This window comes from Enterobacter cloacae complex sp. FDA-CDC-AR_0132, from assembly GCF_003010695.1.
GTDB lineage: Bacteria > Pseudomonadota > Gammaproteobacteria > Enterobacterales > Enterobacteriaceae > Enterobacter > Enterobacter ludwigii.
Window position 1 is genome coordinate 2,216,128 of the sequence record NZ_CP027618.1, and the last position, 12,742, is coordinate 2,228,869.

General features: G+C 59.0%; 15 protein-coding genes. 9 read left to right on the forward strand and 6 right to left on the reverse strand.

What is annotated here, in order from left to right:
• Positions 1-34 precede the first annotated feature (34 nt).
• On the reverse strand, positions 35-1,450 hold the full coding sequence (locus tag AM379_RS10725) for an aminotransferase-like domain-containing protein (protein WP_020885331.1): 1,416 nt from the start codon (positions 1,448-1,450) through the stop codon (positions 35-37).
• 176 nt (positions 1,451-1,626) lie between these two features.
• Here AM379_RS10725 and AM379_RS10730 point away from each other — a divergent pair, with 176 nt between their 5' ends.
• Positions 1,627-1,788 carry a DUF1127 domain-containing protein gene (locus tag AM379_RS10730; RefSeq protein WP_014168457.1) on the forward strand — a complete coding sequence of 54 codons (162 nt, stop codon included), beginning with the start codon at positions 1,627-1,629 and terminating at the stop codon, positions 1,786-1,788.
• Positions 1,789-1,847: 59 nt separating this feature from the next.
• On the opposite strand, the gene AM379_RS10735 is transcribed toward AM379_RS10730, so the two are convergent.
• Both AM379_RS10735 and pdxR read right to left on the reverse strand, forming a co-directional pair.
• On the reverse strand, positions 1,848-2,102 hold the full coding sequence (locus AM379_RS10735) for a DUF4282 domain-containing protein (protein WP_020885330.1): 255 nt from the start codon (positions 2,100-2,102) through the stop codon (positions 1,848-1,850).
• Between the two features lie 81 nt (positions 2,103-2,183).
• On the reverse strand, positions 2,184-3,572 hold the full coding sequence (gene pdxR, locus AM379_RS10740; protein ID WP_049023618.1) for a MocR-like pyridoxine biosynthesis transcription factor PdxR: 1,389 nt from the start codon (positions 3,570-3,572) through the stop codon (positions 2,184-2,186).
• Positions 3,573-3,674: 102 nt separating this feature from the next.
• Here pdxR and AM379_RS10745 point away from each other — a divergent pair, with 102 nt between their 5' ends.
• A complete protein-coding gene (locus tag AM379_RS10745; RefSeq protein WP_032679560.1) occupies positions 3,675-4,154 on the forward strand; it encodes a carboxymuconolactone decarboxylase family protein in 480 nt (159 codons plus the stop codon).
• Here AM379_RS10745 and AM379_RS10750 read toward each other — a convergent pair.
• Positions 4,141-5,043 carry a LysR family transcriptional regulator gene (locus tag AM379_RS10750; protein WP_047356931.1) on the reverse strand — a complete coding sequence of 301 codons (903 nt, stop codon included), beginning with the start codon at positions 5,041-5,043 and terminating at the stop codon, positions 4,141-4,143. The genes AM379_RS10745 and AM379_RS10750 overlap by 14 nt on opposite strands.
• A gap of 100 nt (positions 5,044-5,143) precedes the next feature.
• Here AM379_RS10750 and AM379_RS10755 point away from each other — a divergent pair, with 100 nt between their 5' ends.
• The 7 genes from AM379_RS10755 (at position 5,144) to AM379_RS10785 (ending at position 10,785) form a co-directional block, all read left to right on the forward strand.
• A complete protein-coding gene (locus AM379_RS10755) occupies positions 5,144-6,559 on the forward strand; it encodes an aldehyde dehydrogenase family protein (RefSeq protein ID WP_106503695.1) in 1,416 nt (471 codons plus the stop codon).
• Between the two features lie 108 nt (positions 6,560-6,667).
• Positions 6,668-6,991: an antibiotic biosynthesis monooxygenase family protein gene (locus AM379_RS10760; protein ID WP_014168463.1), complete on the forward strand. Its 324-nt coding sequence runs from the start codon at positions 6,668-6,670 to the stop codon at positions 6,989-6,991.
• On the forward strand, positions 6,984-7,361 hold the full coding sequence (locus AM379_RS10765) for an amino acid-binding protein (protein ID WP_106503696.1): 378 nt from the start codon (positions 6,984-6,986) through the stop codon (positions 7,359-7,361). The genes AM379_RS10760 and AM379_RS10765 overlap by 8 nt, the downstream gene beginning before the upstream one ends.
• Positions 7,354-8,049: an ArsR/SmtB family transcription factor gene (locus tag AM379_RS10770; RefSeq protein ID WP_106503697.1), complete on the forward strand. Its 696-nt coding sequence runs from the start codon at positions 7,354-7,356 to the stop codon at positions 8,047-8,049. The genes AM379_RS10765 and AM379_RS10770 overlap by 8 nt, the downstream gene beginning before the upstream one ends.
• Before the next feature lie 135 nt (positions 8,050-8,184).
• Positions 8,185-8,655, forward strand: a complete 471-nt coding sequence (locus AM379_RS10775; RefSeq protein WP_106503698.1) for a MarR family winged helix-turn-helix transcriptional regulator — start codon at positions 8,185-8,187, stop codon at positions 8,653-8,655.
• Complete coding sequence (locus tag AM379_RS10780) at positions 8,652-9,719, forward strand: HlyD family secretion protein (RefSeq protein WP_106503699.1); 1,068 nt, start codon at positions 8,652-8,654, stop codon at positions 9,717-9,719. Before AM379_RS10775 ends, AM379_RS10780 begins: the two co-directional genes overlap by 4 nt.
• Complete coding sequence (locus AM379_RS10785) at positions 9,709-10,785, forward strand: DUF2955 domain-containing protein (protein WP_040018548.1); 1,077 nt, start codon at positions 9,709-9,711, stop codon at positions 10,783-10,785. The genes AM379_RS10780 and AM379_RS10785 overlap by 11 nt, the downstream gene beginning before the upstream one ends.
• Here AM379_RS10785 and AM379_RS10790 read toward each other — a convergent pair.
• Complete coding sequence (locus AM379_RS10790; RefSeq protein ID WP_014168469.1) at positions 10,782-12,053, reverse strand: DUF445 domain-containing protein; 1,272 nt, start codon at positions 12,051-12,053, stop codon at positions 10,782-10,784. The two genes, AM379_RS10785 and AM379_RS10790, sit on opposite strands and share 4 nt — an antisense overlap.
• Before the next feature lie 3 nt (positions 12,054-12,056).
• The gene (locus tag AM379_RS10795) at positions 12,057-12,710 is read right to left on the reverse strand and encodes a LysE family translocator (RefSeq protein WP_020885321.1); all 654 of its coding nucleotides are present in this window, start codon (positions 12,708-12,710) and stop codon (positions 12,057-12,059) included.
• Positions 12,711-12,742: the final 32 nt, after the last annotated feature.

Genomic DNA, 12,742 nt, shown 5'->3' on the forward strand with positions numbered 1-12,742 from the left:
TGCCCGGCCTGGCGGTGGAGGGCATCAGGCCGCACTACGCCTCCATCGCAATCACAATTGCCTCACCCATCTTCTTCAGCGCCTCGCGATGCTTCTCCGTTGGCGGTAACGCAACGTTGATCCGCAGGCAGTTGCGGTACTTGCCGGACGCAGAGAACAGCGACCCGGCTGCCGCCTGGATCTTCAGTCGGCACAGCTGCTTGCTGACGCACACCATGTCGACGTTTTCCGGTAACTCCACCCACAGCAAAAAACTGCCCTGCGGGCGCGTCACGCAGATCTCCGCCGGGAAATACTGCCGCACCCAGCAGGTATAGGTTTCCATATTCTGCTGATAAATCTGGCGCATGCGGCGAACGTGACGATGATAATGGCCGTCGCGAATAAACGCCGCCACCGCCATCTGCGTTCCCGGCACGTTAAAGCCGCCTGCGGCGTATTTCATGTGCATCACCCGGTCGTAATAGCGTCCCGGCACAATCCAGCCGACGCGCAGGCCCGGGGCCACGGTCTTGGTAAACGAGCTGCACAGGAGCACGCGGCCATCAATGTCCATGGAGTGAATGGTGCGCGGGCGCGGGTATTCCGCCGCCAGCTCGCCGTAAATATCATCCTCCACGATCACGATATCGTGCCGCTGGGCAAGAGCCAGCACCTGCTTCTTCCGCGCTTCCGGCATGATAAAACCCAGCGGGTTATTGCAGTTGGGCACCAGGATCACCGCTTTAATGGGCCACTGCTCCAGCGCCAGCTCTAACGCTTCAATGCTGATCCCGGTTTCGGGATCGGTGGGAATTTCGATGGCTTTGATGTTGAACCCGCGCAGCATCTGCATGGTGCCGTGAAACGACGGGGATTCCACGGCCACAATATCGCCCGGTTTGCATATCGAGAGCAGGGCAATCGACAGCGCGCCGTGGCAGCCATTGGTGATGACAATCTCATTCGCGGCCACGGTAGAGCCGCCGTCCAGCATCAGCCGTGCGATCTGCTCGCGCAGCTCGAGCCGACCGTCGAGCACGTCATAGCTCAGCATCTCGCCCGGGTTGTGCTGCGCGATGCGGCTCATTTCGCGCCACAGCGGTTTCAGGCTCGGTTGATTGACGTCCGGCGAGCCGCCGCCAAAGGAGATCATCTCTTTGTCGGCACGGGCATCCAGCAGCATCATCACTTCATCCCACTGGGTGACGTCTACCGGACGCTGCACCGGACGCGTCATTGCCGGTACGGGCGGCATGGCCTTACGTTGCGAGACAAAATAGCCGGAGCGTGGCTGAGGCGTGATCAGCTGCAGATTTTCGAGGATCTGGTAGGCCTGCTGTATGGTGCTGATGCTAACGCCATGCTCCTGGCTCAGCGCGCGCACCGACGGCAGACGTTCACCGCTACGATACAGCCCTTGTTGAATGCGTTCCGCCAGAAGATTGGCGAGATGTTGGTAGCGCGTCATGCTGTATCCTTTGTTTTCACCATACAGATTGTAAAACCAGTACAGATTGCCGCAAAAAACGGCATGCAGATACACTTTTAGCGGATCTGTATGTTAAACAAAAGATGTTTTTGAATCTGTATTGTACGACCTGAATTCCACGATGATAACGCTACTGGCACAGTGAGGAGAGCATCATGGAATTTTACGAGAACCGTTCAAAACGTCCGTTTATTGTCTTTGTCTGGATCGGCAAAACGCTACGCAACTGGTACCGTATTCACCGCACCCGTCGCATCCTGAGCAAGATGAGTGACGAGCAGCTCAAGGATGTCGGGTTGTCGCGCTATGATGTGTAAGCGGGCAGGGTCGGCGCTGGCCGGGTAAGGAGAAACCCCTACCCGGCGCAACGGAGAGATTATTCGACTGATTTCACCGCGGTGTTTTCAGCGATGCGGCGCAGATATTCGTTATTCTTAAACGCGACCATGATCAGTTCGAACGTCACGCGACAGCCGATCAGGCTGAAAATCATCCCGATAAATCCGGTGATCAGATGGTCGGTAAACATGGAATACACGCCGGCAATCAAAATCACCAGCATGACGATCCAGTAGAAGAAGACCAGCACGCGTGGCGTTAATAAGTAGTCAAATCCCAGAATGGCTTTCATTTTCTTTTCCTTAGAAATATAAAAAAGGCTCAAGATTGTATCTTTATCACGTTCTTTTATGGCGTGGATAGCTATCTGATTTCAGAGTAGTAATTCCAGCGTTTCTTGTTTTGGCCTTTCAAGTAATGCCACCGCCTCCTGATACGTGCGCACGTTGTTATAGCCCATCACCAGTCCGTAACGCTTGCCGGAGCCGCGATACCACTCCGAGAGTGCGTTGACCTGCAGCTGCTGCGCTTGCCAGCAGTGCGCGATTTCCCGGTCACTACTCCCCTTCGAAAGGAATGCCACGATGTGCATCCCACCGTCGTTTTGCTCGGTGAAAAACAGGTCGCCATACACCTCCTGCAAAGCCTTAATCATCCACTCCCGCCGGGTCTGATACAGGGCCCGCATCTTCTTAAGATGTCGGAAAAAATGGCCTTCGTTGAGAAAGGCGGTGAGGATCTTTTGCGTCAGCACCGGCTGGCCGCTGGTGACGATGTCCGCGCAATCGGTAAACGCCCCGAGGGTGCTGGCGGGCATCACCACGTAGCCCATGCGCAGCGACGGCATAATGGTTTTGCTGAAGGTGCCCATAAAAATGACCCGGTCGTGCCGGTCGAGGCTTTTTAGCGACGGCAGCACCTTGCGGGTGTAGTGAAATTCCCCGTCGTAGTCATCCTCAATAATCCAGGCCTCGTTCTGACTCGCCCAGTCGAGAAGCTGTTGTTTACGCGGCAGAGAGAGGGTGACTGCCAGCGGGCTCTGGTGCGACGGGGTGACGATGGCGAAGCGGGCATCGCGATGGTGGCGCAGCAGGTATTCCGTATCGATCCCGGCGCGATCGACCGGCACGGTGTGCAGGCGCGGCACGATCCGCTTGAGCAACTGCTGGCCCATAAAGTAGCCCGGATCTTCAAACACCACCTTGTCGCTGCGGCTGGCCAGCGTATCGAGGATCAGGCGCAGGCTACCGCTGTAGCCGCTGGTGATCAGCACCTGCTCGGCAGTGCAGGCGAGCCCGCGTGAAATATTAAGGTAGCTGGCAATCGCCTGGCGCAGCGGATACCAGCCCAGCACGGGCGGATTCAGCATCTCTTCCTGGCGCATGGCGCGCGTCGCCTGGCCTGAAAGCAGCAGCCATTTTTTATAGGGAAAGCTGTCGAGGGAGGGAATGCCGGGGCGCAGAAAACCTGCCCGTTCGCGCTGGCCGATCAGCGAGGCCGGAAGCGTGCCGGTGGTCTGCTCCGCAGGGGCGTGCTGCGCGGGCAGTAACAGGTCCGGATTGACCCGCGTGCCGCGTGCCCCCTGGCTTACCAGATACCCTTCGCCCGTCAGGATGGCGTAAGCGGTTTCAACGGTTTTGCGCGCCACCTTCAGCTCTTCCGCCAGCACGCGAATGGCGGGGACTTTGTCGCCAGGCTTTAGCACGCCACGCGTGATGTTGTCGCGATAGCGGGTATAAATAGCGTGATAGCCCGGTTTCATGTCCTACCTCGTTTGACGATTTTTGTGTCTTTTTACTATGTCATTATCCGCGTACATTGTCCTCATCGCATGACATATGCCGCACAAAAAAGAGGAAAGACAATGAGCACTCGCGTAAACCATCATAAGATCACACCTGCCCTCGCCAACGCGCTGTCCAACCTGAGCATGGAAGTGGCGAAAACCTCTCTCGACCCGGCGCTGAAGCACCTGATCGACATTCGTGTCTCACAGCTGAACGGCTGTACCTTCTGCCTGGATATGCACTCGAAAGAGGCCAAAATCGCCGGAGAACGCGAGCTGCGCCTGTACCATCTGGCGGCATGGCGCGAGTCCCCGCTGTTCAGCGCCCGTGAGAAAGCGGCGCTGGCCTTCGCCGAAGCGCTGACGCAAATTAGCGTGCATGGCGTGAGCGATGCGCTCTATCGCAGCGTGGCGGAGCACTTCTCGGACGTGGAGATTTCAGAGCTGAACTTTGCCATTGTGGCGATCAACGCCTGGAACCGTCTGGGGATCACGTCCCGCATGGCGCCGGGCTCGCTGGACGCGGCTTACGGGCTGAATAAAGCTAACCTCGAATAACCCCGCGCTCACGGATCATCGCCACCAGCGCCCGTAACCCTGGCGGGACGTGGCGATGCCCCGGATAGTACAAACGCAGCCCGGCAAACGGCTGCGTCCAGTCGTTTAACACGCTCACCAGTTCCCCGCTTTCAAGCTCTTCCCGGATATACAGTTCCGGTAAAAACCCTATCCCTAATCCCGCCTTCACGGCCCGGATCGAGGCGAAGAGATCGGACGTGGCAAAGCGCGGCGGTACCGCCAGGGCGTACTGTTCCCCGCGACGCGCCAGCTCCCAGCGGTAGATCCCACCGTGCGCCATGCGCATACCGATCCCCTGATGTAAGAGCAGATCCTCCGGCGAGTGCGGCGTGCCGTGGCGGGCAAAGTAATCCGGCGTGGCGGTGACAAGCTGGCGGATCTCACCGGTCAGTGGCACGGCGATCATGTCCTGCGGCACGGATTCTTCAAGACGGATCCCGGCGTCGTAACCTTCCGCGACGATGTCGATCATTCGTGCTTCGCTTAGCGTCTCGACGCGCATTTTCGGGTAGCGGATCATAAAGTCGATCAGCAATTGATCCAGAAAGAGCGCACCGATGTGGTTCGGTACGTTTAAGCGCAGGGTGCCGGCAGGTTCGCCGGTATCACTGTGGATCTCTTCGCTGGCCTGGCGTATCGCCTGCAGGGCCGGGCCGATACGCGCCACGTAGCGCTGCCCGGCGTCGGTAAGCGCCACGCTGCGGGTCGTGCGGTTAAACAGGCGCGTCTCCAGGCGGCTCTCCAGCCCGGCGATAGCGTTACTTACCGCCGTGGCGGACATGCCCAGCTCCTGTGCCGCACCGCGAAAACTGCCGCGCCGCACCACCGCCATGACCACTTCCAGCTCTGTCAGACCCGAACGATGCATAGATTATCCTGAAAATCGAAACAACCCTTGCAGCATAGCGTGGATTATCGCAACGGAGAAGCCGTGCCAGACTGTGTCCATACAGCCTGAGGAGGTTTATATGCACCACATCGAACAGATCTTTATCAACGGCGAATTTGTTACCCCGCACGGCACTGAACGTTTTGATTTATACAATCCGGCGACGGCGCGGGTGATTGGCCAGGTTCGCCTGGCCGATGAGGTAGACGCTGAGCATGCCATCGCGGCCGCGAAAGCGGCATTTCCGGCATGGTCGCAAACCCCCCGACAGGAACGCATTGCCGCGCTGAAACGCATGCATATCGCCGTGGCCGCCCGTCATGACGCGCTGCTGGACGCGGTGATTGAAGAGTACGGCGCGCCAGCCTCGCGCTCGGCGTGGATGGCCCGCTACCCGGCAGATGTCATTGCCCAGGCCATCGAAGCGCTGGAAGCCTTTGAGTTTGTGACCACGGCGGGGGCGGCAACGGTGCAGATGACGCCGCTTGGTGTCGCCGGGCTTATTACCCCGTGGAACAGCGACGCGGGGTTTATCTGCGGCAAACTGGCGGCTGCGCTCGCGGCGGGCTGCACGGCGGTGATTAAACCGAGCGAGATGAGCGCATTGCAAACCCGCATTGTCACCGAGGCGCTGCGCGATGCCGGGTTACCGCCGGGCGTGTTTAACATTGTCACCGGACGGGGCGATACGGTCGGTGAGACCATCAGCCGCCATCCGGACGTGGCGAAAATTTCGTTTACTGGTTCGACCGTTACTGGCAAAGCGATACTGCGCAACGCGGCGCAGAGTGTTAAGCGGGTGACGCTGGAGTTAGGCGGTAAATCGCCGACGATCCTGCTTGATGATGTCGATTTGGCGCAGGCTATCCCGCTGGTGGTGCAGGCCGGGTTTATGAACAGCGGGCAGGCGTGCGTGGCCGGAACGCGCATTCTGGTACCGCAGTCGCGTAAGGCGGAAATCGAAACTGCGCTGGCGCAGGCCGTCGCGGCCGTGAAATCTGGCGATCCGCGGGATAACGCGACAGAAATTGGCCCGATGGTCAGTGAAAAACAGTGGCTGCGGGTGCAGGGCTATATCCGTAAAGGTCTCGACGAGGGGGCAAACCTGCTGGTGGGGGGCGAAGGGCGTCCGGAAGGCACGCAGGACGGCTGGTTTGTGCGCCCGACGCTGTTTGCTGACGTCACTAACCAGATGGCGATTGCCCGGGAAGAGATCTTCGGCCCGGTACTGTGTGTGATCGCTTATCAGGACGAGGCCGAAGCCGTCGCTATTGCCAACGACACCGAGTATGGCCTGAGTGCGATGGTGCTGGGCAGGGATGTCGAACGTGCGCGTCGCGTGGCGCAGCAGATTGTCGCGGGCCGCGTGCTGGTGAACACGCTGGCCCATGAGCCTAAAGCGCCGTTTGGCGGGTTCAGGCACTCCGGCGTGGGGCGTGAGATGGGCGAGTGGGGGATCCGCGCGTTTATGGAGCCGAAGTCGATTCTGGGATAACCGTTTGTCGCCCTCCCGGGAAGCGGGCGACAATAGTTCGCCCTTCACCGAAGCATCCGCATTTTCTTTCCTGCATGCTCTCCGCACCCTCACAACGGAGAGACAACCATGATTGCAGTCCTTTTCGAAGCCCAGGCCGCGCCTGCCCACCAGGCGCGTTACCTGCAGCTCGCAGCCGAACTCAAGCCCCTGCTGGCGGATATCGACGGGTTTATTGATATCGAGCGTTTTCAGAGCCTGACCACCGACGGCAAAATTCTCTCCCTCTCCTGGTGGCGGGATGAAGAAGCGGTCCGCCGCTGGAAGCAGAACGTCTTTCATCAGGCGGCGCAGAGGGAGGGGCGGGAGGCCATCTTTACCTACTACCGCATTCGGGTGGCGCAGGTGGTGCGGGAATACGCCTCAGAAACCGGAGGGCATGCGGATGTATGACGTTCATGTGATTTTCGACGCTACGCCAGGGGAACTGGCGCGATTTGGCCAGCTGCTGGGGTGTAATGGTGTGGGGCTGGAGGGCGGCGGTGTGTTTGGTACCGAAGCCCATTTCCTGGTGGAAGAGGGCGAAAAAGCCCATCGCGTGCTGCTTGAGGGCGGGTTTAACGTCCGATCAGTCCGTAAACCGCTGATCAGAAAATTGCAGCAGGCGCGCCCCGGTGAGCTGGGCGAGATTGCCGCGGCGTTAGCGGCTCACGGTGTGTCTGTACTGACCCAGTACAGCGACCATGCGAATCACCTCATTCTGCTGACGGATAATGATAAGCTGGCGGCAGAGATCACCAGACCATGGGCAGTCCATGCTTAAGACCCGTTTACCCCCTGACAACAGCGCGCTGCTGGAGCAGGCCATGGCGGCAGTGGCCGCCGCCATGGCGGATCCGTCGCGTGTGAAAATGCTCTGTGCGCTGATGGATGGCAGGGCATGGACCGCCACCGAGCTGAGCGCGGCGGCGGATGTCGCCCCCTCCACCGCCAGCGGGCACCTGACCCGTCTGCTGGACGGAAAGCTGATTACCTGTCTGTCACAGGGGCGGCATCGCTATTACCGCCTGGCAGGACACGATGTGGCGGAACTGGTCGAGCAGATGATGGGGCTGTCGTGGAGCCGCATCACCCCGCCGGAAACCTCCGCCCCGAAAGCCCTGCGTGAAGCCCGCACCTGTTACGACCATCTGGCAGGGACGGTGGCCGTTCAAATCTATGATTTTATGCAGGCGCAGGGCTGGCTGGAGACGGACGGATCAGCCCTGACCGTGTATGGACGCGAACAGTTCCTGACGCTCGGTATTTCATTAAGCGCCAATCCGCGCCGTAAGGCCTGCTGTGCCTGTCTTGACTGGAGCGAGCGGCGGTTTCACCTTGGGGGCGAGGCGGGCGCGGCGCTCCTCGCGTACCTGGACAGCAACGGCTGGATCCAGCAGGTGGCGGGATATCGGGACGTGGTGGTCACCGCGTCGGGAAACGTTGCCATTAAAAAACGTTTTAGCCGCTAAATTCTCGGCGGTTTGATGCCCTTTCCCACCGGGAGAGGGCATTCGTCTTTCGCAATTCCTGCTCTTTTGCCTCTCGTTTCTTGATACTTACCCTGGTAACTATTATCTTGACCGCGTGTTACGAGAGGATATCCCATGCGTGAAGAAGAACTGTTTAGCCGCAGACCGATGGGGATGCGGATGGCCATGATCGTGCGTCAGTGGCGCGCCGTGATTGACGACGCCATTCTCGAGACCGGGTTAACCCAGTCGAGCTGGACGGTGATGATGCAGCTTCAACAGCTTGGGGATAACGTCTCGGTGAGTGAACTGGCGGAGGTGCAGGGTATTGAACTGCCGCCGCTGATGCGCACGCTGACACAGCTGGAAAAACAGGGTTACCTGTTACGCACCGTATCGCCTTATGACAAGCGTATCCGGCTACTCACGCTGACGCCGGAGGGGAACGCCGTACTCAGGACGCTCTCCCGGGTGATCGAGACATTTCAGGCGCGCGTATCGCAAAACATCGCGCTGGAGCATCTCGATATTTTCAGCGCCACATTGAATCAGATCGCCTGCAATTTGCGGAAAATCCGCGAAGAAGATAACAAGACCGAAAAATAATGACTCCTGAACAAAAGTTTGCCCGCTGGGTAAGGGTAAGTATTGCCTCTTTCCTGCTGATGTTTGTCTACTTTGTCGTCGCGGACATCTGGATCCCGCTGACGCCGGACTCCACCGTCATGCGCGTGGTGACACCGGTTTCTCCGCGCGTCTCCGGCTACGTGGCGGCTGTCCATGTACACAACAACAGCCAGGTGAAGCGAGGCGACCTGCTGTTTGAACTGGATGAGACGCCGTTTCGCAATAAAGTGGAAGCAGCGCAAATCGCGCTGGAGCAGGCGCGTCTCTCTAACGAACAACTGGATGCGCAGATCGCGGCCGCACAGGCCAGCCTGAAAACCGCCGTGCTGACCGCGCGTAACGACAAGGTGACCTACGATCGTTATCAGAAACTCAGCACGCTGCAGAACGTGTCGCAGGCGGATCTGGATAAAGTCCGGACCACCTGGCAGAGCAGCGAGCAGTCCGTCAGTTCGCTGCAGGCGAACATCCGTAACCTGCGCATTCAGCGCGGTGAGCGGGAAGAACACCGCAACGTCACCCTGCAAAAATACCGCAACGCGCTGGATGAAGCGGAACTGAATCTTGGCTGGACGAAGGTTTACGCCCAGGCGGACGGCACGGTCAGTAACCTGCAGCTTAGCCCGGGCTATTACGCCTCCTCCGGCTCGGCCGCGCTGGCGCTGGTGAATAATCAGGCCGATATCGTGGCCGACTTCCGCGAGAAGAGCCTGCGTCATACCCATCAGGGAACCGATGCCGCCGTGGTGTTTGACGCCTTCCCGGGACACGTCTTCCGTGCGCATGTGACCAGCAGCGATGCGGGGATCCTCGCCGGACAGGAAGCGGTGAACGGCGAGCTGTCCGAGCCAGAAACCTCCAACCGGTGGGTTCGTGATGCCCAGCGTATGCGAATCCACGTGGCGCTGGACGAGGCGCTGCCGAAGCAGCTTCCGACCGGTGCGCGTGCCACCGTGCAGCTCTATAACAGCGAAGGGCCGTTTGCGCGCTTCTTCTCCGGGATGCAGATCCACCTGGTGAGCCTGCTGCACTATGTCTATTAACACTCTGGCGCGGGTGTTTACCCCGCACGGCAACATCGTCTATACGGCAAACGACTTTCGCCAGACCCTGCGCATCGTCTTTGCCGGCATGATTGCGCTGAGCATTTCGAGTTTTTACAACACTCACTACGGCGTGTTTTTCGTGGTCTACCCCATCATGCTGCTGTCGCTGGTACCGGTCTTTAACCGCCACGTGGCGAAGCAATTTATCTTTAGCGCCTCACTTAACTGCGTTGAAATGGTGATTATCATCGGCTATCTGTCGCAATGGCCGGTGATCATGACGTTAGTCGTGTTCGCCCTGTACGTCATGCGTTTTCGCTTTATGAGTAAGGGACCGCTGTTTCTGTTTGGTTCGATGGGCGTGGTCTGCCAGAGCGTGATGCTCAACTTTATGAGCTATCCCACCACCGACTGGCATACGTTGCTGTTTTCCAATATCGAAGCGAGCGTTATGGCGGTGTGCCTGAGCGCGCTGATGAATTACCTGCTGCCGGACGTGGAGCCGCGCAAGCCGCCGCCGCTGATTGAAAAAGATGACGCCCGTGTGCGCCACGAGTCGCTGCTTTCCGGGACCGTTGCCACCCTGATTTTCGTCATCTTCCAGGTAAGCGACCTGAGCGACTCACTTTCCGCGCTGATGGCCGGGGTATTGATTCTGTTTCCCATGCATTATCGCGGCGCGGTGATGAGTTCCCTCTGGCGCGTGGTCGGCGTGGTGCTGGGCTGCCTCTACATTCTGGTCGTCCAGCTTATCCTTTACGATCACAGCAGCCATATGCTGCTGATGATGCCGCTTATCGGCCTTGGGCTGGCATTTGGCGCGCGGCTGCACGTGATGGAGAAGGTCGGCGCCGGGGTCGGGTTTTCCAGCATCACCACCATCGGCATTATGTTCGGGCAGAACATGCACCCGGACAGCGACCTGGTGTTCAGCGATCTCTATCGCATTACCTCGGTGACCTTTGCGCTGGTGGCGACCCTGACAATGGTCTTCCTGGTGCATTTGATCCTCAATCGCTTTGCCCCTACGCGCTATGTGATCGCGCCGCCTGAGGCGAATTAATGCGCGAGCACGGCAGGCAATTGCGAGAGTAAAAACAGGATCAGGCCAATCGTCCCCCCCACCAGCGTGCCGTTCACACGGATGAACTGCAGGTCTTTGCCGATATTAAGCTCAATCTGGCGCGACATATCTTTGGCATCCCAGCTCTTGACCGTGTCGCTGATATGCCGTGTGAGGAACGCGGCAAAATCCGGCGCCACGCGGTGCGCCGCCTGCTCCAGATGCTCGTTCAGCGATGCCTGCAGGCTGGCATCGTTCGACAGCGTTTCGCCAAACCACAGTCCGGCGTTGGCGATGCGCTGCCTGACGCGCGAGTCCTCGCTTTGCATATCCGCTTTCAGCCACTGACGCAGGTCGGCCCACATCTCGCCCAGATAACGGTTAAACGCCTCGTCGTTCTTCAGGTAGTGCTTGATGTTATCGGCTTTGGCGGCCATTTCCGGATCGTTTTTCAGGTTGTCGATAAACTTCAGCGTGGCGCGGTCAAACGCCTGGCGGATCTGGTGCGTGCGGTCGTGGCTGATGTCATCCAGCAGCGTATTCACCGCATTCGACACCATCTCCGCACTCTGATCGCCGAGCCACTCGGTAGGCAGCACCATGGCCTTGCGCGGATGCTCGGTCTTCAGCCAGTGCACAATCTGGTCGGCGATAAAGTCCCGCGTGCTGTCACGCTGGATAAGTGCGATCAGGCGGTTAATGATGGCGTCCAGCAGCACCTGATGGCGATTGTTCCGGGTCATGCTCTCCAGCATCACCGCGCTGGTTTCGGTGAAGTCGACCTTGTCGATGGCCTTGTGCACCGCCCGTTTGAGCAGCCGCTGAATGCGTCCGTCGTCGGTCAGTTCAAGAAAACCGCTCATTACCTGAATCAGATGCAGCCCGACGCGCCGGGCGTTGTCGGGCTGGCTGAACCAGGTGCCAATCATCTGTGCCGGTTCATAGCGGCGGATCAATGCCACCAGCGACTGGGTATCGAGAAACTTTTCCTGCACGAACTGACCCAGATTGTCGCCAATGCGGTCTTTGTTGCGCGGAATGATCGCCGTATGGCGTGAGATAAACGGGATAGGCACCCGGCGAAACAGCGCGACGACGGCAAACCAGTCCGCCAGTGCGCCGACCATCGCCGCCTCGGCAATGGCCTTTACGCCGCGCACCCAGAAGGTTTGCGGCAGGAACAGGGTGGTGATAAACGCCGCGGCGGCAATCAGCAGCAGCGACAGCGCCAGCAGCTTGGCGCGTTTAAGTTCAGCTATTTTTTCCATGGCTTAAGAATAGAGGGAGGCGGGAAGAAAATGCAAAAAACGCCACACGACCCACCCACCAAACGCCATCAGCACTACGCCAGCGGTTCGCTCAATCAGCCAGAGTGAACGGCTGAGCGTCCGCTGAACCACGGGCAAGCCCATCAGCGACACCAGCGCTAAATCCCAGACCAGCACCACCATTACCATCCAGACACCGCAGGTTGACTGCTGAAGCAGCGTGACATCCGGCCCTAACAGCGCCGTCATGAGCGCCAGATAAAAAAGCGCATTCTTCGGGTTTAACAGTGCCGAACCGAGCCCCAGCAGGATTTGCTTACGCAATGAGGGGCACCGCTGATGAGTCTCATTGAGCGCGAGCGTCTGCGGGCGGCTGCGCGCCAGCCGCGATCCAATCCAGAGCAGGTAGAGCGCGCCGGATAATTCGATAAGGGTAAACAGCCACGAAAACGTGCGCAGGGCGCTCCAGCCGATAATCACCAGCACAATATAGAGCGCGTTACCCGCGGCGATACCGAGGCACAACCCGGCACTGCCGCGCAGCCGGTAACGCGCGGCGTAACCGACCAGCAAAAAGAAATCCGGACCGGGGCTTAACAGGGCTACAAAATGCGCCAGCGCCAGGGCGAGAAAAGCGGAAGGGAAGAACAGTTCCATCGTGACCTCCAGAGCAAAAACGGAGATCACCT